We start from the raw sequence: 24,566 nt of genomic DNA, 5'->3' as shown, positions 1-24,566 counted from the left end.
AAGCGATGGAAGTTCGTGTCCTCGATTCGAATATGACCGGCGCCGGCGAGACCGACGTCGGTCAAGCCATGTACGAGCTTGCCAGCAGTCTCTTTCCCATCTGCCGCAGTCTGACCGGGCAGGGGGTGCGAGATACGCTTGATGTTCTGGCGCAGACCGTCGAACTGCAGCGCCGTGCTGTCGCCACCGGTACGCCGCTCTTCGATTGGGTCGTGCCTCCGGAATGGACCATCAGGGATGCGTTCATCAAGGCGCCAGATGGAAAACGCGTCCTCGACTTTTCCGCGTCCAATCTGCACGTCGTCGGCTACAGCATGCCGATCCGGCGCCTGATCGATCTGGCTGAGCTGAAGCGCCATGTCTTCACGCTACCCGATCAGCCCGACCTGATCCCTTACCGGACGTCCTATTATGGTCGAACATGGGGCTTCTGCATGAGCCACACCAAACTCATGTCTCTTCCGGACGCCGTTTATGAGGTCTGCATCGATTCCGAGCTCAAGGACGGCCAGCTCGACTATGGCGAATACATTCATCGCGGCCGCACCGAGGATGAGATCCTTCTGACCACGCACATTTGCCATCCATCGCTTGCCAACGACAATTGTTCGGGCTTGGCGCTGCTGGCGATGTTGGCGAACGCAATGCGCGGCCGCGACACGCGCTACACCTACCGCTTTCTGTTCGCGCCCGGCACACTCGGCCCGTTGGCCTGGCTGTCGGCGAACGAGGGCCGGGTCGGCAGGGTCAAGCACGGCATTGCAGTGTCCTGCGTGGGTGACGGGGAGGCCCGACCTACAAGCGCAGCCGACGCGACAATGCGGTCATCGATCGCGTCATGACGCACATTTTGGCGGGCGAGGGCGAGCAGGCGCGATCCGTGCCGTTCTCGCCTTATGGCTATGACGAGCGGCAGTTCTGTTCACCGGGCTTCGACATGCCGTTCGGTCTGTTTCAGAACAGCGCCTTTGGCACTTTTCCCGAATACCACACTTCGGCGGACAATCTGGATTTCATCCGTCCCGAGCACCTTGCGCGCTCCTATCGCATCGTCACTGATGCAATCGACATTCTGGAAGAGGATTGGATTCCGGTCAGCCTGAACCCGAAGGGCGAGCCGCAACTGGGGCGCCGGGGGCTCTACGCGTCGGTAGGAGGCCCTTCGTCGGGAGGCCATTCCACCATGCCGATGTTGTGGGTGCTGAACCTGGCGGATGGCCGGCACTCGCTGATCGACATGGCCGAGCGCTCGGGTCTGCCATTTTCGCAGATCATCGAAGCAGCGCGCAGGTTGCGCGAGCACGATCTGCTGCGTCCGGGCTAGTTACCCGTCAGGCTTCCGTCATTTCGAGGAGAGGCCATGCGCGGTCCCGGTCCGAAAGGGTCGTCGGCCGGGCAGGCCATTCGATGCCGAGGAAGGGATCGTCGAACCGAAGGCCACACGCCGCATCCGGCACGTAGTAGGTCGACATCAGGTAGTTGACCAGACAATGGTCTGCGAGCGTGATGAAGCCCTGCGCGAAGCCCTTCGGCACATAGAGGAGCCGGCGGTTGACGGCCGAAAGCTCGACCGCAAGCCATTGCCATCTGGTGCTGGATCCGGGACGCATGTCGACGATTACATCGAGCACAGCGCCGTTGATGCACGAAACGAGCTTCGTTTCGGCATGCGGCTCCCGCTGGAAGTGCAGGCCGCGGAGTGTCCCCTTCTTTACCGAGTAGGAGTGGTTGTGCTGCACGAAGCGATGTTCGAGCCCACGGCTCTCAAACGCTTTTGAGCAAAATGTGCGGGTAAAGGTGCCCCGGTCATCCCGGAACGGTTCTGGTTCGACGATCCAGGCCCCATTAAACTGCGTTTCGATGAATTTCATGATCTCGCCCACGCTGTTCTTATGCGGCGATGATCGGGTGTGCGGGCGCGTGATGCAAAACACGCTTTCGGCTGATGTCGGTCGTGTCGGTTCTACGAACGGGGTATCGCGGCATCTCGCATAGCCAAGGGCAGGCCGGGTTCGGCCTCAACCTTAGCCCGCCTACTCCATTGGGGGATGCGTTTGCCCATTCTGCGGTCTCGGCTTCGCGGAGGCCGGCTCGTATCGTTCAATCCAGGCTTGGCGGGGACATGCAACCTGATGTCATCCGCTTTTCCCGAAACCGCAGAGTCGATAGCTGGAGAGACGCGATGAATTATCAGGCGGTGGAGACCACGTATCGAGTTTCGTCGGTTCATCCGGCCGCCAGTTGCAGGCTCTGCGGCTCGCCTTTGTCGGCAACGTTCGTCGATCTCGGCATGTCGCCTCCCTGCGAGGATTTCCGGACGGCGGAGCAGCTCGACGAACCGGAAGTCCATTATCCGCTGCACGTGCAGGTGTGCGACAAGTGCTTCCTTGTTCAGCTTAAGGAGTATGTCAGCCCGGACGCGATCTTCACCGAATACGCCTATTTCTCGTCCTATTCGACGAGCTGGGTCGCGCACGCCAAGGCCTATTGCGAAGCGATCACCGACAGGCTCGGGCTGTGCGGCAACCATCTCGCCGTCGAGCTTGCCAGCAATGACGGCTATCTTCTCCAACACTTTGGCGCGCTGGGTGTACCGGTGCTTGGTATCGAGCCGGCCGCCAATGTCGCGCAGGTCGCGATCGACAAGGGCATTCCTACCCGCGTCGACTTCTTCGGTGTGCGGCTGGCGCGCCAGTTGATCGAGGAAGGCACGGGTGCCGATCTCATCATCGGCAACAATGTGCTCGCGCAGGTGCCCGACCTCAATGATTTCGTCGCCGGCATCAAGCTGCTGCTGAACCCGGAGGGTGCGGTCACGCTCGAGTTTCCGCACCTCGAACGACTGATCGCCGAAAACCAGTTCGACACGATCTATCACGAGCACTTTTCCTACTTCTCGCTGCTGACTATCCAGGAGATGGCGCGACGCCACCGGTTTAAAGTGTTCGACGTCGAGAAGCTGCCGACCCATGGCGGTTCGCTGCGCGTCTATCTCGCGCATGCCGACTCGGCGCACGACGTCGGTCCAGCCGTCGGTGAACTTGAGGCGCGGGAGCGCGAACTCGGTTTCGACCGGATGGAAACCTACACCTCGTTTGCGGCCAGCGCCCAGCGGGCGAAGCGCGACATCCTCTCGTTCCTGCTGACCGCACAGAGCGAAGGCAAGGTCGTCTGCGGCTATGGCGCCCCCGGCAAGGGCAACACTTTGCTCAACTATTGCGGCATCGGTCCCGACCTGCTGCGCTTCACGGTCGATCGCAACCCCTACAAGCATGGTCGCTATACGCCCGGCATGCACATACCGATCCTGCCGGTCGAGGCGATCGAAGAGGCGCGGCCGGACTACATCCTGATCCTGCCGTGGAACCTGCGGCACGAGATCGCTCAGCAGCTGAGCTATGTCGCCGGCTGGGGCGCGAAGCTCGTCGTGCCAATCCCCAATGTGCGCGTTGCATCGCCTACGGAGTTCGCAAGATGAAAGTCGTTCTTTTCTGCGGCGGTCTCGGGACCCGCATCCGCGAGTACAAGGAAGGTGTGCCCAAGCCGATGATCCCGCTGGGGCAACAGCCGATCCTCCATCACGTCATGCAGTACTATTCAGATTACGGGCACCAGGATTTCGTCCTGTGTCTCGGCTACAAGGCGAACGTCATCAAGGATTTCTTCCTCAACCTGAGGCCGCAGTCCTTTGCCGACTGCGTGGTGTCGGCTGGCGGACGGCAGGTTGAATATCTCGGCGATATCCCCACCGACTGGCGTATCGCGCTGATCGACACCGGCATCTGGCGCAAGATCGGCGAGCGTCTGTGGGCGGTGCGCGAGATGGTCGAAACCGAGGATATGTTCCTCGCCAATTACAGTGACGGACTGTGCGACGTCGACCTCGACGACATGGTCCGGCGTTTCAAGGCCAGCGACAAGCTTGCCTGTTTCCTGGCCGTTCGCCCGCCGCTGACCTATCACCTGGCCGATATTGCGGAAGACGGCCGGGTGGTCGAGTTCAGGACTTCCGATCGGTCGGACATCTGGATCAACGGCGGATACTTCCTCTTCCGCCGCGAGATATTCGACTACATGCGCGAGGGCGAGGAACTCGTGCTGGAACCGTTCGAGCGGCTGATCCGGGAGGACAAGCTCATGGCCTACAAGCATGAGGGGTTCTGGCGGTCGATGGACACGCTGCGCGACTGGCAGGCGCTGGAAGAGATGGTCGAGCGCGGCGAGATGCCCTGGAAGCGCCACACGATTGCGCCGGCTGCCTCGAAGAGGCTCGAGCTCGCATTGCCATGAGGTCGCTGGAACTCACACGCGGCAACGAGCCGTTGACCGTTTTGTGCCTCGGCGCGCACTCCGACGACATAGAGATCGGGCTCGGCGGCACGCTCATCTCCATGGTAGCGGCCGACCGGCCATTGCGGGTTTTCTGGTGCGTGTGCAGCGCCAACGGCATTCGCGCGGACGAGGCCGAGGCGTCAGCCAATGCGTTTCTTGGTCCCCAGGTCGAGCGCCACACGCATTTCGGCAATTTCGAGGACAGCTATTTCCCGTCGCAGAGCATGTCGATCAAGCAGTGGATGACCGAGATCCGCGACACCGTCGTGCCCGACGTGATCTTCACGCATACGCGCGACGACGCCCATCAGGATCATCGCGAGATCAGCCTGCTGACCTGGAACGTGTTTCGTGACCAGGTCATCCTGGAATACGAGATACCGAAATGGGATGGCGACGTCGGGCGTCCCAATGTCTACGTACCGCTCAGCAGGGACGCGATGGATCGCAAGATCGATCTCCTGTCCTGCCACTTCGCGACGCAACGCTCGAAGGACTGGTTCGACGAGGAAACGTTCCGCGGGCTTGCGCGGTTGCGGGGAATGGAGTGTCGTGCTCCCGAACGCTATGCGGAAGCGTTTCACATGCGCAAGGCAACCGTAGTCTTCTAGCGGCTGGCGGTGGGGAGGGTCTCATGTTCGGCAAGCCCGCAGATCGGCTGGAGCGCAACAGCGTCGCGTTCGAGACCATGCCTCTCGTCAAGCCGTCCGGCTTTCGCGAATACGATGCGCGCTGGTGGTTCGGCTATCCGGGCTCGGATGTCGAGCCAGAGATAAACCTGCCAGGCCTGCAGGCGCTGGGCCTCGGTCTCGGCACCCTCATGCGCCGCATGGGCAAGCCGCCTGAGATCGTCACCGGGCACGACTTCCGCTCCTACTCACAGTCCGTAAAGCAGGCGCTGACGCTGGGTCTGATCACGGCTGGCATACGCGTGCACGACATTGGGCTGGCGCTGTCGCCGATGGCGTATTTCGCGCAGTTCGCGCTTGGAGTGCCGTCCGTGGCCATGGTGACTGCGTCGCATAACGAAAATGGCTGGACCGGCGTCAAGATGGGCGTAGAGCCGCCGCTGACGTTCGGCGTCAACGAGATGTCCGCATTGCGCGACATCGTTCTTTCGGGCGCGGGAGAGCCGGTGCCCGGAGGTGCATATGTGGCCGTATCGGGCATGCGGCAGCGCTACCTTGACGATCTTGCCGGACGGATAACGCTGGAGCGGCGCCTGAAGGTGGTGGCGGCATGCGGCAACGGTACCGCGGGCGCCTTTGCCCCGGAGCTTCTTGAGCGTATCGGCTGCGAGGTCGTTCCCCTCGACGTCGAACTCGACCACGGCTTCCCGCGCTACAATCCGAATCCCGAAGACATGAGGATGCTGCATGCCATCCGCGACGAGGTGCTGCGCACCGGTGCGGATCTCGGGTTCGGCTTCGACGGCGACGGAGACCGTTGCGGCGTGGTCGACGATACGGGGCGGGAGATATTCGCCGACAAGATCGGCCTGATGATTGCGCGCGACATCGCCGTGCAGCATCCCGGCTCGCGCTTCGTCGTCGATGTGAAGTCCACGGGCCTGTTCAAGGAGGATCCGCTGTTGCGCGAGAACCGCGCCGCGACTGAATACTGGAAGACCGGCCATTCGCATATCAAGCGGCGGATGAGTGAAACGGGTGCCATCGCCGCCTTCGAGAAGTCCGGTCACTTCTTCTTCGGGGAGCCGATCGGTCGCGGGTACGACGACGGGCTTATGACCGCGATTACCGTCTGCCGGATGCTTGACCGCGAGGGCGCCCCAAGCCTGTCGCGCCTCTATGACGAGTTGCCCGTCACCTACGGCACGCCGACCATGTCGGCGCATTGCGACGACGGAGAGAAATACGACGTCGTCAGCGCCGTCAGCCGGCAGGTCGGAGATGCTGCGCGCAACGGCGAGATGATCGGCGGCGGTTCGGTGCGCGAACTGATCACCGTCAACGGCATTCGCATAGTGCTTGACGATGGCACCTGGGGGCTCGTGCGGGCTTCGTCCAACAAGCCGGAGATCGTCGTGGTCGTGGAAAGCCCCGTCTCGGGCGAGCGCAGGCGGGCCATGTTCGACGCTGTCGATATGGTCCTGCGCCGCCATCCCCAGGTCGGACCGTACAATCAGACTTTCTGAAGTCTACCTTACCCTACGAAGCATCGTGCTGCACGTCGTCGCGCGCCACCGCCATCGATTTCAGGATGGCGAAGCAGGGCGCTCCTTCTTCGAGTGAGAGTGCATGGACCGACCGGGCCGTAATGCGCGCCAGCAGCTCGTGGCCGGCAAGGTCGAGCCGCACCACTGCCCCTGGACCGTCGCCCTCGGCCAATCCCTTCACGACAGCAGGCAACACATTGAGCGCCGAGATTTCCTGCGGGCGCTGGCGCGCAACGATGACTTCGTGCGCGTGGATGCGAACCTGAACACGCGCGCCGGGGCTTGCATCCAGCCCGGGCAGCCAGATCTGGCCCGCCGGCGTGGAAAGCCGCGTCAGGCCGTCATGCTCATGCGCCTCGACCGCCGCGGGCAGCACGGAAACGAGATCGCGCAGGCCCATCGCGCGCAATGCCGCCGGGTCGAACATGATCTCCGCTGTGGTGCCGGTTCGCACAAGGCGGCCGTGCTCGATCACGACGATACGGTCGGCCAGTTCGCGGGCCTCTTCCAGGTCATGCGTCACGAGCACGGTCGGCATCCTGAGATGCGAGCGCAGCGCGCGCAGTTCGCGGTAGAGAATCTGGCGTGTCGCGCGGTCGACGGCCGAAAACGGCTCGTCGAGCAGCAGTGCCGCCGGTTCGCGCGCCAGCGCGCGGGCAAGCGCCACGCGTTGTTGCTGGCCGCCTGACAGCGCGGCCGGTTTGCGATGCTCCAGGCCGGGAAGGTTTACCAGCGACAGCAGTTCCATTGCCTTGTCGACCTTATCCCGCCGCGGGACATGACCCATCGCCGCCACAACGTTTGCCAGGGCGCTCATGTGCGGAAAGAGCGCATAGGACTGGAAGACGATGCCGACGCGCCTGCGATGTGCAGGAAGATCGACCCCGGTTTCCGTGTCCAGCCATGGCTCGCCGCTGACCGAGATGTTTGCGTGCGCGGGCGTCCACAAGCCTGCGATCGAGCGCAGGATCGTGGTCTTGCCGGACCCTGAATGGCCGACAAGCGCCATCAGTTCGCCGGGTGCCACGCGAAAGGAAACATCCAGAGGGATCGGCCCTGCCGCCTTCGCTGACATGTCCAGCGCCATCAGCCGAGCCTCCGCCCGACACGCGCCGAAAGCCAGAAGGTGAGTGAGATGGTGGCGAGCGAAATCGCCAGCAGCACTGCCGACATGATGGCGGCAGACTGATCGTCGAAGGCCTGGACCCGGTCGTAGATGGCGATCGCGATCGTCTTGGTTTCGCCGGGAATGGAGCCGCCGACCATAAGCACGACGCCGAACTCGCCGAGCGTGTGCGCGAAGGTCAGCACCATGGCCGTCAGCAGGCCAGGCCAGGCAAGCGGAAGCTCGACCTTCAACAGCGAGCGAAGCGGGGAGAGGCCGCAGCACTGTGCCGCCTCCCGCACTTCTGTCGGAATTGCCTCGAAACCGCGCTGGGCCGGCTGGATGGCAAAGGGGAGATTGAGCACGACTGACGCCAGCACCAGCCCCTCGAAGGAAAAGACCAGTTGCCGACCGACCAGCGATTGCCATATCCCGCCGACCGGGCTGTTCGCCCCGAAAGCGACGAGCAGATAGAAGCCGAATACCGTCGGCGGCATCACCAGCGGCAGCATGATCAGAGCTTCCGTGAAGCCTTTGCCGCGAAACCTTCGATAGGCCAGCAATCGCCCCAGCAGGATCGACAGCGGCAACAGGATCAGGACCGTCCAGCCAGCCAGGCGAAGCGACAGCCAAAGCGCTGTCCAGTCCACTGGTTATTGGCCCTTGGGCGGCGCGAAGCCGTAGCGTTCCAGGATTTCGCGTGCAGTCGGTTGGTCCATGTATTCGTAGAATGCCTCCGCTACCGGACCTGCATTCTTGAGCAAGGCCATGCGCTGGCGCAAGGGCTCATGCCATTCCTCCGGAACAAGTTCGAAGGTGCCGCGCTCCCTATTGCTTGGTGCGAGCGCAAGCGAATACGCAATGATGCCGCCGTCTGTGTTGCCCGACAGCGCAAACTGCGTGGCCTGGCTGACATTCTCGCCGAGCACGATGTGCGGCTGGATGGCATCCCACAAAGCTTCGTGGGCCAAGGCTTCGCGCGCGGCAACGCCAAAGGGCGCATGCTCGGGATTGGCGATAGCGAAGCGTCCCAGCGTACCGCCCGCCAGTGCCTCCTTCAGCGAGCCGAGGCTACCATCCGCAGCCAGCTTGGACCCATTCGGCGTGATCACAACGATGCGTCCGACCGCATATACCGTCCCCTCGTCACGCGTCAGGCCGTCTGCTGCCAGATCCAGCAGCGTCTTCTCGTCGGCTGCAAGGAAAAGTTCGAATGGAGCGCCCTGACGAATCTGGCGGGCGATATTACCAGTGGACCCCATCGAAAGGCGCACTTCCTTGCCCGTATCGGCTGCAAAGCTTTTCGCGATCTCTTCGATGGCGAACTGGAGGTTTGCCGCTGCCGCGACCACGGGGGCGTCTTCCTGAGCGCTGGCAGTTGTGGAGAACAGGCCAATAGCCAGCAACAGGCTGCCGGCAAGTCGAACACGAAATTCGCGAAACATGAAACCCTCCGTTATTTCTACGTGAATATATCGACATGGTTCTTGCGCGAAAGCAATCGGGGGCTGATTGAAATTTACGGCCTCAGGTCGTCTGGCCGATTTCCATCGACCAAACGCTTGAGATGCCACATGGACGAACCATGCATGGGAATGGAGATACGCCTCCGACCCATATGGTCGGCGTCAGGACTCGACGATGAAACCGTGGGCGAACGGATCCGCAGGATCGATCACGAACTGGTTCATGCCCATCATGAAGGATTTGGCGCCGATGCTCGGCACCACGCAGGGATGGCCGTTTGGCAGCTTCGAGCGTGTGGCCGTGCCGGTGAAGTGTGTACCCAGCAAGCTGTGCTGCACGAAAGGCTCGTCCGGGTCGTGAATGCCCTTGGCGACGCGGAGCGCCAGATGGGCGCTGCTGCCTGTGCCGGACGGCGTGCGGCCCATGCGGCCGGGCCGATAGACGTTTGCTGCCAGATAGCTACTGCCGCGATCGGCCTCCCGCCGTTGCACGAAAGTGAACAGATCGACCGGTACCGGCTTGCCGGTGGCGGGGTCTGCCAGAGCGGTCGTTTCGCCGATCGCTTCCCACAGCGCCTGTGCCGTATTGACGATCTCCCGCTCGGCCTTCTGGGAAAGCTCGATGCCGGCCGATGCGGCGTCGATGAAGCCGTAGAACAGCCCGCCGAATGCCGTCTCGATGCCGATGGTGCGGCCGTCGGGCAGCGCGACCTCGAAGTCGCCGACATGGTAGGATGGCACGTTGCGGAAACGAACTTCGCGAACAATGCCGTCCTTGACGTCGGCTTCGATCTCGAGCGGCCCCAGGACCGTATCGAGCGAAAACCGTGTTGCCGGCTCGGTTGCGGGAACCATGCCCAGTTCGATCAAGGCTGCGGCGGTGGCGAACGTGCTGTCGCCGCACCCGTCAAACATGCCCGACGGATGCAGGAAGATAACGCCGTAGGCGGCATCGTCGCTGACGGGATCGGTGAGCACGGCGCCCAGCATGTTGCGATGGCCGCGCGGTTCACGCAGCATCGATTCATGCAGCCAGGACATGTTTCGAATGTAATAGTCTGCCTTTTCGCGCATCGTCGTGCCGCGAATGGCGGGGTAGCCGGAGAGAATCGTTCGCGACGCCTGGCCATGATGGTGGTCGACGCAGGTAACGATATTTCGTGCAAACATTGGAAAAGTCCCTCCCAATTCCCCTGCGAGCCAAAGCGCTGCCGCGAAGCTCAGTCTGCTTCGCGTCTCAGCACCCGGCCCGGTCGTGCGCCGGTCGATTTGCCTTCGCGCCATACGATATTGCCGTTGACCAGCACCGTGTCGATGCCCGCCGACAGGGCGATGGGCTTTTCGAAGGTGGCGCGGTCGATCACCGTCTCCGGATCGAACAGCGTCACGTCGGCGAAGGCACACTCGCGCAGCACGCCACGATCCTTGAGACCAAATTCCATAGCGGTCAGCCCGGTCATCTTGTGCACCGCCGTTTCGAGCGGGAACAGGCCGAGGTCGCGGCTGTAATGACCGAGTACGCGGGGGAAAGTGCCCCACAGACGCGGGTGCGGCTGCTCGTCATGCGGCAGGCCGTCGGAGCCGATCATCGTCGGATTGAATTTGAGGATGCGTTTCACATCCTCCTCGTTCATCCGGAAATAGACTGCGCCCGCCGGCAGGAGGCGTTCGACTGCCGTGTCGAGGTCGCAGTCCATCTCGGTCATGATGTCGGAGAGTTCCTTGCCGGCGTGCTGCGGCATGGCCTTCGACCAGGTGACGATGGTCTTGGGAGAGCTCTTGGCATGATCGGCGGTCAGGATCGTCGACGATGCCGCATAGGGATAGCAGTCGAGGCAGACATGCTGATGTGCCATATGCGCCTCGATGTGCTTCAGCGTCTCTACCGAGCGGCCGTGGTTCTTCTCGCCTGCGAGCTTGTGGTGCGAGATGAGAAGCTGCACGCCGACTTCGCGGGTAATGCGGAACGACTCGTCCAGCGAGTCGATCGAATGGTCGCCCTCGTCGCGCATGTGTGTGCAATAGAGCCCGCGATACTTTGCCATCGGCCTGCAGACCTCGATGACCTCCTCGGTGGTCGCGGCCTTGGCAGGCGGATAGGCGAGGCCGGTCGAGACGCCGATCGCGCCGGCTTCCATCGCCTCGACGACATGTTCCTGCATGGCGGCGATTTCGGCGGCGGTTGCCGTGCGGCTCAGGTCGTCCATCGTGATGGCGCGCAGCGTCGTGTGCCCGACCAGCATCGCGCAGTTGGTGGCTGCCGGCTGCTGCCGCAGCGCTTCGAGGTAGTCGCCGAAGGTGCGGTAGCGGTACCAGTCGCCGCTGTCGTCGAGCAGGTCGAGCGGCGGAGTGACCGGGCGCTTGACCGGGCGGGGCATCGGCGCGAGCGAGATGCCGCAATTGCCGCCCACGACCGTCGTCACGCCCTGGCTGACCTTTGCGGTCATATCCCCGGCCGACAGCAGGATGCGGTCGTCATGCGTATGGGCGTCGATGAAGCCGGGCGCTGCCACCCGGCCATTGGCGTCGATCTCGCGCTCGCCCCTGGCATCGCGAAGGTCGCCCATCCGCGTGATGCGGTCGCCGACGATGCCGATGTCCCCGGCGAAGCGCTCGGCGCCGGTGCCGTCGATGATCGTCGCGTTGCGGATGAGGATGTCGAAAGTCTGCTGCATAGCGTTGTCTCTCATAGAGGGCGGAAATGCTGGAAGTCCCAATGGCGGCCGGGCGCTGCGTCGAGCAGGGCGCGCGTGTAGGCCTCACGGGGGCAGTCAGGACATCGGCTGCGGCACCGAACTCGACCATGCGCCCGTTCTGCATCACCATGATCGTATCGCAGATCTGCGCGGCGACCCGCAGGTCATGGGTGATGAACAGCACGCCGACGCCGGTCTTCTCGCGAATATCGTCGAGCAGCGCCAGAACCTGTGCCTGCACGGATACGTCGAGCGCCGAGACGGCCTCATCCGCGACCAGCACGTCCGGCTCGAGCGCAAGAGCACGCGCTATGCACAGGCGCTGGCGCTGGCCGCCCGAGAACTGGTGCGGGAAGCGTTGCAGCACGTCCGGCGACAGGCCTACCAGCGTCATCAGTTCGCGTGCCCTGGCAAGGGCTGCATCGCGGCTGACGCCGAAATTGGTCAGACCCTCGGTGATGGAATCGCCCACCGTCAATCGCGGGTTCAGTGACCGGTACGGGTCCTGGAAAACCATCTGGACGCGCTTGCGCATCGCCTGCAGCGTCTGGCCGCGCAACGCTGCGATGTTTTCGCCGCAGATGACGACTTCGCCGCTGGTGGGGTCCTGCAGACGTACGACGCAGCGGGCGAGCGTCGACTTTCCGGAACCTGATTCACCAACGACACCGAGGATTTCGCCGCGACGCAGGGTCAGGTTGATGTCGACCGCCGCAGCCACGTCGCGGCGCCGTTTCAGGAAGCCCTTCTCCGAATAGGTCTTGCCGAGTTCCTTGACCGACAGCACGATCTCGTTGCGGTTTTCGGCGCGCGTATCAGGCACAAGGCTCGGCACTGACGACACCAGCATGCGGGTGTAGTCCTCCGCCGGTTCTGCCAGAATCTGGTCGCGCGGGCCCATCTCGACAACCTCGCCGCGGTTCATCACCACCACGCGGTCGGCGATGTCGGCCACCACGCCGAAATCGTGGGTGATGAACAAAACGGCCGTGTTGTGCTTTTCCTGCAATTCGCGGATCAGCAGCAGGATTTGCCGCTGGGTGGTGACGTCCAACGCCGTCGTCGGCTCGTCGGCGATCAGCAGCTTGGGTTCCAGGATCAGGGCAATGCAGATCACAACTCTCTGCCGCTGACCGCCGGAAAGCTGGTTCGGATAGGAATTGTAGATGCGTTCGGGGTCCGGCAGGTGCACGGATTCCAGCATCGCCATGACTCGCTGCCGGCGCTCGCGCTTGCCGAGTTCCTTGCGATGAATGCGCAGGACCTCGTCGATCTGATCACCGACCGTCTCGACGGGGTTCAGCGCCGTCATCGGCTCCTGGAACACCATCGCCATCGTTGTGGCACGCAGGTCGCGCAGGCGTTCGGCGCTGGCCTCGAGCACGTTCTCGCCCTGCAGAAGTATGCTTCCGCTCGTGCAACGGAGCGCCTCGCTCGAAAGCAGCCCCATGATCGAGAAGGCGGTCACGGACTTGCCCGATCCCGACTCGCCGACGACGCAGACCGTCTCGCCCGGATTCACGGTGAGGCTGACGTCGCGCACGACCCTGGTCTGACCCGCACCCACAAGGCTGACGTCGAGGTTACGAACGTCGAGGACCGGCTGACCGTTTGCGTTGCCGCCGTCTTTTTTCGGGTTGGTCATGTGCGTTTCGCCATTTTCGGGTCGAGCACGTCGCGCAACACGTCGCCAAGGATGTTGACGCTCAACAGCGTGAGCGCCAGCACGATGCCGGGGTAGAGCACGAGGCCGGGATAGAGCTGGAAGTACATGCGGCCATCGGCCATCATGTTGCCCCATGACGGGATTTCCGTTGGAAGGCCGGCACCGAGGAAGCTGAGCGTCGCCTCCGTCAGGATGGCCGAGGCAAAGATGAAGGTCCCCTGGACGATCAGCGGCGCGATCGTGTTTGGCACCATATGACGCGTCAGAATGCGTAGCGTCGGCGTGCCGAGTGACACGGCCGCTTCCACATAGGCCTCCGACCGGACGTTGAGGATGATGCTGCGCACCAGCCTGACGACGCGCGGTATCTCGGGCACCGTGATGGCGACCAGCACGGTCACCAGCGATGCGCCGGTCAGCGAGACGAGCGCGATGGCCAGCAATATGCTTGGGATCGCCATGACACCGTCCATCACGCGCATGATGATGGCGTCGAGCACCTTCAGATAGCCGGCCACCACGCCGATGACGAGCCCGGCCGCGATGCTGGCCGCTGCCGCGCCAAGGCCGACGATGAGCGAAATACGCGCGCCGTAGAGAAGGCGCGAATAGAGGTCGCGGCCATAGGCATCGCTGCCCAGCCAGTAGGCTTCGGAGATGGGACTGAAGCGCCCACCTGGATTGATGGCTATCGGGTCGACGGTGCCAAGCACGGGCGCAAAAGCCGCCAGCACCACGACCGTGACGAGCACGACAAGGGCTACGAGGACCGGGATGCTCTTCAGCGAAAGCAGGAGCTGATTGAAGGTCGAGTTTTTCCGGTCGATGCCGGCGCCTACGGGCGGCAGTTCTCCGACGGCCGGATTCTGGATGGTCTTCATCATCGCGGCCTCAGTAACGGATCCGCGGATCAAACACGGTGTAGAGAATGTCGACCGTGAGGTTGATCAGCACGTAGGTGAACGAAAACAGGAGGATGAGCCCCTGGATGACGGGGTAGTCCCGGGCAAGCACGGCTTCCACCACGAGCCGTCCCAGGCCCGGCAGGTTGAATACGGATTCCGTGACGACGACGCCCGTGATCAGGGATGCCACACCGATGCCGATGACGGTGACGATCGGCACGGCGGCGTTGCGCAGCGCATGACGCAGCAGGACCGTGCTTTCGCGCGCGCCCTTGGCGCGGGCGGTACGTATGTAGTCTTCGCCCATCACGTCGATCACGCTGCTTCGCGTGATGCGGGCAACCAGCGCGACATAGATGCCGCTAAGCGCGATGGTGGGCAGCACGAGGCGATGCAGGAACGGGCCTATGCCCTTTTCGATCGGGCTGTAGCCCTGCACCGGGAACCAGCCCAGCTTGAGCGACAGCAGGTAGATCAGAAGATAGCCGATGACGAAGGTCGGGATTGAAAATCCCATGACCGAAAAGGTCATGACGGTGCGGTCGAGCAGCTTGCCCGGGCGCCGCGCCGCCACAACGCCCATCGGCACGGCGACGATGATCGTCAGTACGATGGTGGCGAGCGCGAGCGAGATGGTCGGGGCAACGCGCGAACCGATCATGCTGACGACCGGAGTGCCCGAAATGAGGGACACTCCAAGATCGCCCTGAAGCAACTGCTTCAGCCACACGAAGAGCTGGGTCAGGATCGGCTGATCCAGTCCCATCGTCCGGCGAATCTGCTCGAGCTGCGCGCCCGAAGCATCATCGCCGGCAAGGATCGCGGCCGGGTCGCCAGGCGTCAGCCGAAGCATGGCGAAGACCACGACCGCGACCATCGTCATCACCGGTATCGTCGCCAGTACCCGCTTGATGACATAAGGGAACATCGTTTCCTCACTCAGCCGTTTTCTGGACGTTCCAGAACAGGGTGACCGGAGCCTTCGGGAAGCCCGTCCACTCGGTGCTGTAGGCGGCCGGGATGCGGAACTGGCCCAGCGGCCCCACGACGCCTTCGTCGATCGCGAGCTTCTGGATCTTCACCGCGATCTCCTTCTGCTCCTCCGGCGTTGCGGCGCGCGCATAGTCGAGCCTCAGCGCCTCGATCTCCGGTACGTCGGGCCAACCGGCCCAGGAAGAGCGTCCGGCCGTCGACAGCGTGGTGTTGCCGAACGGATCGCCGCTGGTCGCAAGGATGCTGTAGGTCGAGAAGATGTTCCAGCCGCCTTCCGAAGGCGCGTTCTGGTTGCCCTGCTGGGTCACGACCGTCTGCCAGTCCATCGTCTTCATCTCGACGGTGAATCCGGCCTTGCGCAGCGCGTCGCCGAGCACGATCGGCTGGGCGGCCAGCATGGCGATGTCGGTCGGCTGGAGAAGCACGACGGGCGTGCCATCGTAACCGGCTTCCTTCAGCAGAGACTGCGCGCGTTCGATGTCGGAATTGACGACCCACTCGGCGCCGTACTCATCGCCGTTCGGGTTGCCGCAGCCCATGACGGCGCCGCAGGTCTGGTAGAAATCCGGATTGCCGACCAGCAGCTTGAGCACGTCTTCCTGCCCGACGGCCGCCATCGCCGCCTGCCGCACAAGCTTGTTGTCGAAGGGCGGATACAGGTGGTTCATGCGGAAGTACGTCCAGGCGCCGAGCTCGTCCATGACCTCGGCCTTGATGCCGTCGGCGGCTTCCACCAGCGGCAGCAGGTCGAACGGCACTTCCTGGATGAAGTCGACCTCGCCGTTCTGCAACGCGTTGATGGCCGTCATCTGGTCGGGCATCGTCACCCATTCCACGCGATCGACATTGACGACCTTGCCGCCGGCGGTCCAGCTCGATGGCTCGTCGCGGGGCACGTAGTCCTCGTTCTTCTCATAGACGACGGAGATGCCCGGCTGGAATTCGGCCTCGACGAACTTGAACGGACCCGAACCTACGAATTCCGTGATCGGTTCGGAGGAGGGCGTCTCGGCGATGCGCTTCGGCATGATGAAGGCCGGCCGCGAGCTCAGCTTGGAGAGGCCGGAGAGGACCAGCGTCGTCGGCTGGCTGAGCTTGATCTCGAACGACTTGTCGTCGACGGCGTCGATGCCTTCGACCATGGTCATGAGCGCCTGACCGGTGGTGTCCACCTCGGCCCAGCGCTTCAGCGAGACGACGGCGTCCTCGGCGGTAACCGGCTCGCCGTCATGCCACTTGAGGCCGTCGCGCAGCGTGAATGTGTAGAGCTTGCCGTCTTCGGAGACGGTCCAGCTCGCCATCTGCGGCTGCACCTTGAAGTCGGAGTCCACGCCAAGCAGGGTGTCGTAGATCATGTAGCCATGGTTGCGCGTCAGGAAGGCGGTGCTGAGCACCGGGTCCATGACCCGAAGGCCGGACTGCATCACGGCCCGCAGGGTTTCGGCCTGCGCCACCGAATGGCCTGCCATCGGTACCATCACCGCTGCCGCGCATAGCAGCGCGCGGGCATGCCTGAAAAATCGTCCATATGTCTGCATCATGATATTCCCCTTCTCGTTGGTCGCCGGGACGTTCCTGCCCCTTTGCGGATTGATGCTCTCTGCTAGTGAAGCGCGAATTTGCCCTCCCTGATGGCTGTGGGACGGCGCGCAATCCTGTCCCGCAGCAGGCCGGCGCTTCCCGCCGCCAGCGTGAATCCCAGGCTTCCGTGCCCGGCATTGATCCAGAGGTTCGTGTAGGGCGTGGCCCCGATCAGCGGTGTGCTGTCCGGACGCGCCGGCCTCAGGCCAGCCCAAGGCTCGGGTTCCGCCGCCGGTGCGAGCTGCGGCAGGAAATCGTGGACCTGTGTTTTCAGCAACTCGATGCGGCGGCTGCGGATGCCCGCGTCGCCGTCGCCGATGTCCACCATTCCGGCCACGCGAAGCCGGTCGCCGAGCCGCGCATAGACGACCTTGGTCCTGATATCGCTGACGCTCAGCCGCGGTGCCTGGCTTTCAGGCGTCAACTGGTAGGTGAGACTGTAGCCCTTGAGCGGGTAGATCAGCGGGTTGAAACCTGCTTGCGTGGAAAGCCGCTGTGCCCCAAGCCCGTTGGCGATCACGTATCCGTCTGCCTGCAGAGAGCCAGCGCTCGTATCGAGCGCGGCCACGCGACCGCCCTCCAGTTTCAGACCGCGTACCTCGGTGTCGAAATGGAAGTCCACGCCGGACGCGGGATGCGCGAGCTTGCGGTGAAGCTGGGCGCAGAGCTTCAGGCAGTCGCCTGCATCCTCCTCCGGCAGGAAGATGCCACCGACGATGCCGCGCCCGCTTTGCGCCAAAGTCGGCTCCATATCGAGGCAGGCCTGCGTGGTCAGCACGCTGTGCTCGCCACCGGAGCCATCCTGAAACGCCATCTGTGCACGGGCTTTCGCGTATGTCGCGTCGTCTTCGTAGACGAGCAGCTTGCCGGACGGTGAAAAGTCGAAGTCGAAGCCCTCGTCCGCCACCATCTTGCGCAGCAATTCGCGGCTTGAGATGCCGAGTTCCAGCAGCTCCATCGTGACGCGGCGGGCCGTGGCGCGCTGGCACGCGCGCAGGAAGGACAGCCCCCAGCGCCATTGCTGCGGGTCGGCGCGGAGACGGAAATGCAGTGGAGCGTCCCTGTCGGTGAGCCAGGACGGCAGTTTCGGCAGCACGCCCGGATCGGCCAGCGGCGCGACGAAGCTGTAACTCAACTGCGCACCATTGGCCTTGCTCGTTTCGGTGCCGGGTTCGCTCTGCCGGTCGATAACCGTTACGGCATAGCCTTCGCGGCGCAGGAAATACGCCGTGGTCATGCCGATAATGCCCGCTCCTATGACGGCGATGCGCATAAGCCCTGCTACCTGTTTGCCGTGCGCAGCGCGTCGATGGTCGCCGCTGCCGATATGTGTTGGAGGCTGGTTTTGACCGAGATCACGACCGGGCGGTCAGCCGAAAGCGCGGTCGTAATCGCTTCTTCGATCTCGCCGGCGGTCTCGACCCGCAAGCCAAGCGCACCGTAGGACGTGGCCATGGCGGCAAAGTCTGGATTCGTCAGCGCGGTCATGCCGACGCGTCCCGGGAAGTGCTTTTCCTGATGCATCCTGATGGTGCCGTAGGAGCCGTTGTCAGAGACGACGAGGATGGGCGCCGCGCCGCCTTGCATGGCGGTCGCGAGCTCGCTTCCCGTCATCAGGAAGCCCCCATCACCCACGAAACAGACGACCTTGCGATCGGGCCGCCGCAGACTGGCGGCGACGGCTGCCGGCACGCCATAGCCCATTGCGCCGGACGCGGGCGCCAGCATCGCGCGGCCGCCGCCGAAGCGCATGTGCTTTTGCACCCAGCCGCCGAAATTGCCGGCATCGAGAGCGATGATGGCTTCGTCGCCAAGCAGCCGGTCGAAGGCCTCCACAAACGCGCCGAAGACGATGCCGTCCGGCGCCTCTGCCGTTCCGCTCCACTGGCGCAGGGCTGTCGCGGTGGCGTGAAGTTCGGCGCACCATCTGATGTGCTCCTCGCACGGCGTCTCAGGCGCGACGGCGCGTAGCTGGTCGAGGAACAGGAGCGGATCGGCGGCGATGCCCATGTCGAGGCTGCGAACACTGCCGACCGCGGCTGCATCCGGCCAGACCTGCACCACGCGTTGTTCGGGTGCGGGTGCCGCTGGAAATGCATAGCCCTGGGTGGTGACGTCTCCCAGCCGCGTGCCCACGGCGATCACGAGGTCCGCCTGTTTGAGGCCGCGCAGTAGTTCGGCCGGCGCGCCATAGGTCATGTGACCCGCATAGTTCGGGTGGTCGCCGGGCATGAGGTCGGCATGCCTGACGGCGGCGGCAACGGGCACGCCGAAGGCCTCGGCCACCGATCGCAGCGCCGTCTCGCCACCATTTGCCTTCAGGAGGCCGCCAGCGACAATCAGCGGCCGCCTTGCTTCGTCTATCAGCGTTCTCAGCCGGTCGATGTCATCGTGAGGGGCTGCAGCGCGGGCCACTCGATTGACCGTCACCGGCGCGTCGTTCACGTCGTCTTCGAGCATGTCCTCGGGTAGCACGACGACCGCAGGGCCGGGCGTTCCGCTCGCCGCCGCATGGAACGCGGTTGCCACCGTGTCGGCCAGCCGTGAAGCGTCGTTCACCTCGGCGACCCACTTCACCATCGGGCCGAACACGCGGCCGTAATCGACCTCCTGAAACGCTCCCATGTTGCGATGGGCACGTTCCACCTGGCCGATGAAGAGCACCAACGGCACAGCATCCTGCTGCGACGAGTGCACGGCGATTGCCGCATTCATCGCGCCGGGGCCGCGGCTGACGAAGGCCACGCCGGGACGACCCGTGAGCCGAGCATCGGCGAGCGCGATGAAGCCCGCGCCGCTTTCGTGCCGCGTGGTGATGACGTTGATTTCATCGCGTGCGGTCAACGCGTCCAGCACGCTGAGATAGCTTTCACCCGGCACACAGAAGAGCCGGTCGACGCCATGTGCGACCAGTGCATTTGCCAGCAGGTCGGCCGCGCGCGTCATTGATCGGTTTCCTTCGGCGTGCGGCGCGTCTCGAGCGAGCGCAGCGACTGTTCCTTGAGGTCTGCCGGCAAGGCGCCCGTCAGGTGCTGGGTGGCCTTCCATAGCCGGTCCCAGCCTTCGGGCGTGCGCAGCGAGACGCCGAGGAAGTATTCCTCGGTCTTGGAGCGGAGCATCAGGTAGAGAATGCCGGCCAGCATGATGCTGACTACGGCGGGCACATCGACATCGTCGGTCAGGCCGTCAACACGGTCGATGAAGGCACGCGCTGCACTTTCGCGGCGGTCTGCGAGCTTGGCGCTTACCTCGTTGCGCTCGATCAGCTCCCAGCGGCGGACCTCGCAGAGGGCCTGGTTGTTTGCCAGGCCGTCCATCTGCTCGCGCAACATCGCGAGGATGAGCGCTGCGGGTGTCTGCTCGCTCGACTCGTCGTTTTTCACGACGTTGGCGCGCTTCGTCCAGAAGTCCTGCTCCTGCATCCAGGCCATCATCAGGCCCGGCATGCCGTCGAAGTAGCGGTAGATCAGCTCCTTGCTGACGCCGGCCCGCTTGGCCACTGAGTTGACCCCGACGCCGGCCATCCCGGTTTCGCGGATCTGATCCTCGAGCGCCTGGAGGATCGCGCGTTCGGTTCGCTCACGCCGCGACATCGGAAAGCCTCACCATCATCAAGTTTCGGGAATCCGGCTCGTCCTGCGGATGGGCGGTGCCACCGGCCATGCGCGCGAAAAGCTCGGTGACCGCGATGCCGATCCTGCGCTCGGCCTGCCAGATTTCCGCCGACAGATAGCCCGCCGTGCCGACACGCTCGGCAGTCAGAAGGGCCGGGTTCGCCGTCTCCAGCCCGATGATGTCACCGGCCCCGTCGATGACGATCCGGTCCCGTTCAGCGAGTCGAAACGCGATCGGACGGCCAAGCTTCAGGAAGGAGTGCGGGGCAGGGGTGCCGGTGAGTGCTTGCCATGCAATGCCGGACAACGCATCCGCGAGGTTCTGGCAGTGACCGTCGGCTATGAAGATCGAATTATGGAGCAGGGCGAAGCTGCGATCGGCGTCGCTGCGGCGGGCTTGTCCAAGATCGCTGCGGCGCTGGACACGCGCCGAATTCGCCCAACCCAAGTGCACCATCGGCGGTGATCGCGATCAGGCCGGCGTCGATCTCGGGTGACTGCGCAAACTCTGCATCGATTGCCGCCTGCGGTGTTTCGCCGGCATTCAGACGCGCAAGCACGGCATCATTGATCGGAACGTCACTGGTATTGGGCGCGTGCGGCAGGCGATGGCCGGTCACCAGTGCGCATCCGTTTGCGCCGGGCAGGAACTGGATCAGCGGTTCGGGGCGGTTCGGGCCGCTCGAAATGCACGCCGCGATCCCCGCGTCATGCCATGAAGGTGGAATGTCGAGCGTGCAGACGCCTCCATCCTGCGTCCAGCGGTGATGCACTTTGCCGTCGGCGTCGAGGATCGCGAAGACGGCAAAGCCGCCAATGGCGCCCCGGCCAAGCAATTCGGCAGCGAGCACGGCATTGAAAACAGCCGCCCCTGAACGGGTGCCAAAGGAAGCGATGCCGATCGTCAAGGACTATCCCTTCTGCGCCATGTCGCGAGACATTTCGAGCTGCCGGGCTAAATGTGAACACCCGGTCACATTTGCAACGCTAGGCGGGAGCCGGCGCCTTGTCAATTGGCAAACGCAACGGAAAATCGAACTCGCAACAGGTGGTTCGCGCGCTTTGTCACACCGGAGGTAAAAGGCCTGAACAGCTTGGCCAGCAAGGCGGCCCGGCATGTCCGGCGCTCGTCATCCAACTGGTGCGGCTTGACATTCGCCAGGCGATCGCCCACCTCTGCCAGTATGAGCAAGATCGAGCATCGCATTTCCATCCGTTACCGGGTGTGTCCTATCGCGGGACACTGACCCGCGGCTCGGTCGCGTCGCGCCCCGGCCGCGGGCATCGGCTTTCGCCTGATGGGCGGTAGGCTGGATACGCGACAAAAAATCAGCAATTTCTAAACGGACCGCAGGCCCTTGCCGATGCAAGTGCGGCCACACGGTCAACAGGATGTCCAGCAATGGCCGCAGACAACAAGAAACACCGCAAGCCCGCGATCTCCATGACGCGTTCCGACCATGAGCGGCTGTCGCTGCTCGCGGAATCGTTCGCCGAGCGCAACCCCGCCGTTGCCGAACAGCTCTTTGCCGAGCTGGACCGCGCGCGCCTGGTCGCGGACGGCCGGCTTGGCGACAACATCGTGCGCATGGGCTCGACCCTCCGCTTCACCACGGATGCGGGCGAGGATCGTACCGTCACGCTCGTCTTCCCCGGTGAGGCGGACATCGCCGCGGGAAAATCTCGATCCTTACGCCGATCGGCGCGGCGCTGATCGGACTATCGACCGGGCAATCCATTGATTGGGCATCGCGGGACGGGCGCAGCCACCGGCTGACCGTCGAGAGCGTTGGCGAAGCGGCTGCCACGGCTGGTGTCGATGCCGTGAGCGAAAACTAGCGTTGGCATGAACTGCGTTTCGCTTCTCTCCCGCCTCAAGCTTTTCGGAGGCTGCCTCATCGCAGGATCGTAGCCCCTGTGCCGCGTCAGCGGCCAGGGGATTCTCCACTCTCGTTTCAATTTTGCCGCCTTCTGGCGGAGCGATGGAGAACTGCGATGTCGGCCGAGAGCTGCATTCTCACAACCAAGGACTTCACCATTCTCGAGGTGATGCGCGACCGATGTCTCGGGCGCGAGGACCCGCTTGCGCTGCTTCTGAAAAGAAAGCTCGATTCCGCCCTTGTCGTCTTTCGCGACGATGTGCCCGCAAACGTCGCGACGCTCAGCAGCCGTGTCAATTTCAGCGTCAACGGCGGTGAGCGGGACACGCGGGTTATCTCGGACGGAAACATGTCTGCTCCGGTCGGCCTCTTTCTGCCAATCAGCAATCCGCGCGGACTGGCGCTGCTCGGCCTGATCGAGGGACAGGAATTTTGCTTCACCGACCCCGACCGGGTGGAGCGCCGCGTGATGCTGGAACAGGTCCTTTACCAGCCCGAGGCTGTCCGGCGCGAGAAGGAAGCGATGAGCGGGCTTTCGCGACCCGCGACGCGCAGGCCCGTGCTGCGGCTCGTCCATTCCGCTGGAGGAGCGGTGCGCCAGCCCGTTCCAGTGGGGCCGGAAGGTTTTGACGATCCCGGTCCTTCTGCGGCATAGGCTTTGCCGCCGCGAGTCGGCGGAGAGGAAATCCATGACAGACTATCTGGTGCTGGCCGCCGCGGCATTTTTCGCAGGCATGCTCAATACGGTGGCGGGCGGGGGCACGTTTCTGACGTTCCCCGCTCTCGTCTACACCAGCGTGCCGGTGGTGGCGGCAAACGCGACCAGTGCCGTCGCGGTCTTTCCCGGCTACCTTGCGGGAGCCGCCGGTTTTCGGCGGGAAATTGCCACTTTTGATCGGGCAAGGCTCGTCAAGATCGTTGCGGCAACGGCCATTGGCGGGCTGATCGGTTCGGTGCTGCTGCTGGTTTCCTCCAATGAAGCGTTCTCAGCGGTCGTGCCCTTTCTACTGGCGGTCGCTACCCTTGCCTTCGCGTTCGGAGACAAGATCAGGGACTGGGCGCAACGGCACAGCTTCGGCTCCGCGGAAGGGCCGGTGGGCACCGTGCTGGTCTCCATCTACGGCGGCTATTTCAACGGTGGGCTCGGCATTGTGCTGCTTGCGCTGTTCTCGTTGTGGGGCATGCGCGACATCAACCTCATGAACGGCTTGAAGAACGGCCTGTCCTTCGTTTTATCCGCAATTTCGGTAGCGACCTTCGCGCTGGCGGGTCTCGTTGCCTGGCCGCAAGCCCTCGTGATGATGGTGGCTGCCACGGCGGGCGGCTATGCCGGTGCGCCGCTGGCCCGCGCGCTGCCTCGGTCGATTGTTCGCGCGGTGGTCATCGTCGTCGGCGCGGCCATGAGCGCGGTCTTCTTCTGGCGACTGTTTGCCTGACGCAATGCGTTCCCTAGAGCGCGCAGCGGGTGATGAAACCTATCCGGCGCTGAGCTGTTGGTTGCTTGTCGGACAAGCAACCAGATGGAGCCGCTGCCATGTCATACGCTCGCTTTGCAGCAATGATCGCAACGTCGACGGTGGTGATGTTCGGGCTGATGTACCTGAACACCTATGCCCTGGATCACGTTGCCTTTAGCCAGACCCGAACATGGATGGCGCTGCTGATGGGCGCTACGATGGCGATTATCATGTTGGCCTTCATGTGGTCGATGTATCGCAACAGGACGGCCAACGCCCTCATCATCGGTGCCAGCGTCGTCGTCTTCGCGGGCTCGCTATGGCTCGTCAGGAGCCAGGAGACCGTTTCGGACGTGTCCTACATGCGGGCGATGATCCCGCACCACTCCATCGCGATCATGATCAGCGAAAGGGCCCATATACGCGATCCGCGGGTGCGGGAACTCGCCGACGGTATCATCGAGGCGCAGGTTCGCGAGATCGACGAGATGTATCGCCTGATCGCGGACATAGAGGCAAATCCGATCCCGCAGGATGCTCCGGATTTGCCGCCGCAAGCCTCAACCGATGAACCAACCTAGCCGGTTGGCGGCGAGCGCTCCCGTTTCGCCGGGCATCGTGTTGGCGAGCCTGCGCCGGTTGAACGCCGTCTGTGGGCTCGTCGCGGTGCTTATCTTCTTCCACCATCTGAACAT

22 protein-coding genes and 3 pseudogenes are annotated in these 24,566 nt (G+C 63.6%); 9 read left to right on the top strand and 16 right to left on the bottom strand.

The genetic code is table 11. The features are described 5' to 3' along the window. Positions 1-5 precede the first annotated feature (5 nt). Positions 6-1,324, top strand: a pseudogene (locus HK436_RS21275) (DUF4910 domain-containing protein). A 7-nt stretch (positions 1,325-1,331) separates the two neighbouring features. On the opposite strand, the gene rfbC reads toward HK436_RS21275, so the two are convergent. Next, positions 1,332-1,871 carry a dTDP-4-dehydrorhamnose 3,5-epimerase gene (gene rfbC, locus HK436_RS21270; protein WP_173192961.1) on the bottom strand — a complete coding sequence of 180 codons (540 nt, stop codon included), beginning with the start codon at positions 1,869-1,871 and terminating at the stop codon, positions 1,332-1,334. 311 nt (positions 1,872-2,182) lie between these two features. On the opposite strand from rfbC, the gene HK436_RS21265 reads away from it, so the two are divergent. Genes HK436_RS21265 through HK436_RS21250 form a run of 4 tightly spaced genes read left to right on the top strand, consistent with a single transcriptional unit; the run spans position 2,183 to position 6,487 of the window. After that, entirely contained in the window at positions 2,183-3,478 is a 1,296-nt protein-coding gene (locus tag HK436_RS21265; RefSeq protein ID WP_173192959.1) for a class I SAM-dependent methyltransferase, read from the top strand. Beyond that, complete coding sequence (locus tag HK436_RS21260; RefSeq protein ID WP_173192957.1) at positions 3,475-4,290, top strand: sugar phosphate nucleotidyltransferase; 816 nt, start codon at positions 3,475-3,477, stop codon at positions 4,288-4,290. The genes HK436_RS21265 and HK436_RS21260 overlap by 4 nt, the downstream gene beginning before the upstream one ends. After that, entirely contained in the window at positions 4,287-4,943 is a 657-nt protein-coding gene (locus HK436_RS21255) for a PIG-L deacetylase family protein (protein ID WP_173192955.1), read from the top strand. Before HK436_RS21260 ends, HK436_RS21255 begins: the two co-directional genes overlap by 4 nt. A 23-nt stretch (positions 4,944-4,966) precedes the next feature. Next, positions 4,967-6,487: a phosphomannomutase/phosphoglucomutase gene (locus HK436_RS21250; RefSeq protein ID WP_173192953.1), complete on the top strand. Its 1,521-nt coding sequence runs from the start codon at positions 4,967-4,969 to the stop codon at positions 6,485-6,487. Positions 6,488-6,500: 13 nt separating this feature from the next. On the opposite strand, the gene modC is transcribed toward HK436_RS21250, so the two are convergent. The 15 genes and pseudogenes from modC to HK436_RS21175 all read right to left on the bottom strand — a co-directional run bounded on the left by modC (position 6,501) and on the right by HK436_RS21175 (position 21,726). Further along, on the bottom strand, positions 6,501-7,595 hold the full coding sequence (gene modC / locus HK436_RS21245; RefSeq protein WP_173192951.1) for a molybdenum ABC transporter ATP-binding protein: 1,095 nt from the start codon (positions 7,593-7,595) through the stop codon (positions 6,501-6,503). Then, positions 7,595-8,263: a molybdate ABC transporter permease subunit gene (modB, locus tag HK436_RS21240; protein WP_173192949.1), complete on the bottom strand. Its 669-nt coding sequence runs from the start codon at positions 8,261-8,263 to the stop codon at positions 7,595-7,597. The genes modC and modB overlap by 1 nt, the downstream gene beginning before the upstream one ends. Before the next feature lie 3 nt (positions 8,264-8,266). Next, on the bottom strand, positions 8,267-9,058 hold the full coding sequence (gene modA, locus HK436_RS21235) for a molybdate ABC transporter substrate-binding protein (RefSeq protein ID WP_173192941.1): 792 nt from the start codon (positions 9,056-9,058) through the stop codon (positions 8,267-8,269). Positions 9,059-9,241: 183 nt separating this feature from the next. Continuing rightward, positions 9,242-10,249: a proline racemase family protein gene (locus tag HK436_RS21230; RefSeq protein WP_173192939.1), complete on the bottom strand. Its 1,008-nt coding sequence runs from the start codon at positions 10,247-10,249 to the stop codon at positions 9,242-9,244. Positions 10,250-10,299: 50 nt separating this feature from the next. Continuing rightward, on the bottom strand, positions 10,300-11,754 hold the full coding sequence (locus tag HK436_RS21225) for an N-acyl-D-amino-acid deacylase family protein (protein WP_173192937.1): 1,455 nt from the start codon (positions 11,752-11,754) through the stop codon (positions 10,300-10,302). An 11-nt stretch (positions 11,755-11,765) separates the two neighbouring features. Next, positions 11,766-13,420: pseudogene (locus tag HK436_RS21220) on the bottom strand (ABC transporter ATP-binding protein). Then, positions 13,417-14,325: an ABC transporter permease gene (locus tag HK436_RS21215; RefSeq protein ID WP_244649093.1), complete on the bottom strand. Its 909-nt coding sequence runs from the start codon at positions 14,323-14,325 to the stop codon at positions 13,417-13,419. The pseudogene HK436_RS21220 and the gene HK436_RS21215 overlap by 4 nt, the downstream one beginning before the upstream one ends. A gap of 7 nt (positions 14,326-14,332) precedes the next feature. Then, a complete protein-coding gene (locus tag HK436_RS21210; RefSeq protein WP_173192935.1) occupies positions 14,333-15,274 on the bottom strand; it encodes an ABC transporter permease in 942 nt (313 codons plus the stop codon). 7 nt (positions 15,275-15,281) lie between these two features. Beyond that, positions 15,282-16,877: an ABC transporter substrate-binding protein gene (locus HK436_RS21205; protein WP_173193710.1), complete on the bottom strand. Its 1,596-nt coding sequence runs from the start codon at positions 16,875-16,877 to the stop codon at positions 15,282-15,284. A gap of 65 nt (positions 16,878-16,942) precedes the next feature. Continuing rightward, the gene (locus HK436_RS21200) at positions 16,943-18,193 is read right to left on the bottom strand and encodes a D-amino acid dehydrogenase (protein ID WP_173192933.1); all 1,251 of its coding nucleotides are present in this window, start codon (positions 18,191-18,193) and stop codon (positions 16,943-16,945) included. An 8-nt stretch (positions 18,194-18,201) separates the two neighbouring features. Beyond that, positions 18,202-19,866, bottom strand: a complete 1,665-nt coding sequence (locus tag HK436_RS21195) for a thiamine pyrophosphate-dependent enzyme (protein WP_173192931.1) — start codon at positions 19,864-19,866, stop codon at positions 18,202-18,204. Then, positions 19,863-20,513, bottom strand: a complete 651-nt coding sequence (locus tag HK436_RS21190) for a TetR/AcrR family transcriptional regulator (protein ID WP_173192929.1) — start codon at positions 20,511-20,513, stop codon at positions 19,863-19,865. Before HK436_RS21190 ends, HK436_RS21195 begins: the two co-directional genes overlap by 4 nt. Beyond that, positions 20,500-20,991, bottom strand: coding sequence for a DUF6963 family protein (locus tag HK436_RS21185; protein WP_376769181.1), 492 nt, complete (start codon positions 20,989-20,991; stop codon positions 20,500-20,502). The genes HK436_RS21190 and HK436_RS21185 overlap by 14 nt, the downstream gene beginning before the upstream one ends. Then, entirely contained in the window at positions 20,888-21,442 is a 555-nt protein-coding gene (locus HK436_RS21180; RefSeq protein WP_173192925.1) for a DUF6963 family protein, read from the bottom strand. The genes HK436_RS21185 and HK436_RS21180 overlap by 104 nt, the downstream gene beginning before the upstream one ends. Positions 21,443-21,543: 101 nt before the next feature. Continuing rightward, positions 21,544-21,726, bottom strand: a complete 183-nt coding sequence (locus HK436_RS21175) for a hypothetical protein (RefSeq protein WP_173192923.1) — start codon at positions 21,724-21,726, stop codon at positions 21,544-21,546. Positions 21,727-21,936: 210 nt separating this feature from the next. On the opposite strand from HK436_RS21175, the pseudogene rnk reads away from it, so the two are divergent. From rnk to HK436_RS21155, 4 genes and pseudogenes are all read left to right on the top strand, one after another. Continuing rightward, positions 21,937-22,373 (top strand): annotated as a pseudogene (gene rnk / locus HK436_RS21170) (nucleoside diphosphate kinase regulator). 156 nt (positions 22,374-22,529) lie between these two features. After that, on the top strand, positions 22,530-23,069 hold the full coding sequence (locus HK436_RS21165) for a GreA/GreB family elongation factor (protein ID WP_173192921.1): 540 nt from the start codon (positions 22,530-22,532) through the stop codon (positions 23,067-23,069). Between the two features lie 34 nt (positions 23,070-23,103). Continuing rightward, on the top strand, positions 23,104-23,850 hold the full coding sequence (locus tag HK436_RS21160) for a sulfite exporter TauE/SafE family protein (protein ID WP_173192919.1): 747 nt from the start codon (positions 23,104-23,106) through the stop codon (positions 23,848-23,850). A 98-nt stretch (positions 23,851-23,948) separates the two neighbouring features. Continuing rightward, positions 23,949-24,452 (top strand): DUF305 domain-containing protein, encoded by a 504-nt coding sequence (locus HK436_RS21155; RefSeq protein ID WP_173192917.1) that lies wholly within the window; start codon positions 23,949-23,951, stop codon positions 24,450-24,452. Positions 24,453-24,566: the final 114 nt, after the last annotated feature.

The organism is Neoaquamicrobium sediminum (assembly GCF_013240295.1).
Classification (GTDB): Bacteria; Pseudomonadota; Alphaproteobacteria; order Rhizobiales; family Rhizobiaceae; genus Aerobium; species Aerobium sediminum.
This window is presented reverse-complemented; position numbering and strand designations above follow the sequence as displayed.

Coding starts and splice junctions, on each gene's coding strand:
- rfbC (WP_173192961.1), bottom strand. CDS start 1,871: ATGAAATTCATCGAAACGCAGTTTAATGGGGCCTGGATCGTCGAACCA.
- HK436_RS21265 (WP_173192959.1), top strand. CDS start 2,183: ATGAATTATCAGGCGGTGGAGACCACGTATCGAGTTTCGTCGGTTCAT.
- HK436_RS21260 (WP_173192957.1), top strand. CDS start 3,475: ATGAAAGTCGTTCTTTTCTGCGGCGGTCTCGGGACCCGCATCCGCGAG.
- HK436_RS21255 (WP_173192955.1), top strand. CDS start 4,287: ATGAGGTCGCTGGAACTCACACGCGGCAACGAGCCGTTGACCGTTTTG.
- HK436_RS21250 (WP_173192953.1), top strand. CDS start 4,967: ATGTTCGGCAAGCCCGCAGATCGGCTGGAGCGCAACAGCGTCGCGTTC.
- modC (WP_173192951.1), bottom strand. CDS start 7,595: ATGGCGCTGGACATGTCAGCGAAGGCGGCAGGGCCGATCCCTCTGGAT.
- modA (WP_173192941.1), bottom strand. CDS start 9,058: ATGTTTCGCGAATTTCGTGTTCGACTTGCCGGCAGCCTGTTGCTGGCT.
- HK436_RS21230 (WP_173192939.1), bottom strand. CDS start 10,249: ATGTTTGCACGAAATATCGTTACCTGCGTCGACCACCATCATGGCCAG.
- HK436_RS21225 (WP_173192937.1), bottom strand. CDS start 11,754: ATGCAGCAGACTTTCGACATCCTCATCCGCAACGCGACGATCATCGAC.
- HK436_RS21215 (WP_244649093.1), bottom strand. CDS start 14,325: ATGATGAAGACCATCCAGAATCCGGCCGTCGGAGAACTGCCGCCCGTA.
- HK436_RS21210 (WP_173192935.1), bottom strand. CDS start 15,274: ATGTTCCCTTATGTCATCAAGCGGGTACTGGCGACGATACCGGTGATG.
- HK436_RS21205 (WP_173193710.1), bottom strand. CDS start 16,877: ATGCAGACATATGGACGATTTTTCAGGCATGCCCGCGCGCTGCTATGC.
- HK436_RS21200 (WP_173192933.1), bottom strand. CDS start 18,193: ATGCGCATCGCCGTCATAGGAGCGGGCATTATCGGCATGACCACGGCG.
- HK436_RS21195 (WP_173192931.1), bottom strand. CDS start 19,866: ATGACGCGCGCGGCCGACCTGCTGGCAAATGCACTGGTCGCACATGGC.
- HK436_RS21190 (WP_173192929.1), bottom strand. CDS start 20,513: ATGTCGCGGCGTGAGCGAACCGAACGCGCGATCCTCCAGGCGCTCGAG.
- HK436_RS21185 (WP_376769181.1), bottom strand. CDS start 20,991: ATGGTGCACTTGGGTTGGGCGAATTCGGCGCGTGTCCAGCGCCGCAGC.
- HK436_RS21165 (WP_173192921.1), top strand. CDS start 22,530: ATGTCGGCCGAGAGCTGCATTCTCACAACCAAGGACTTCACCATTCTC.
- HK436_RS21160 (WP_173192919.1), top strand. CDS start 23,104: ATGACAGACTATCTGGTGCTGGCCGCCGCGGCATTTTTCGCAGGCATG.
- HK436_RS21155 (WP_173192917.1), top strand. CDS start 23,949: ATGTCATACGCTCGCTTTGCAGCAATGATCGCAACGTCGACGGTGGTG.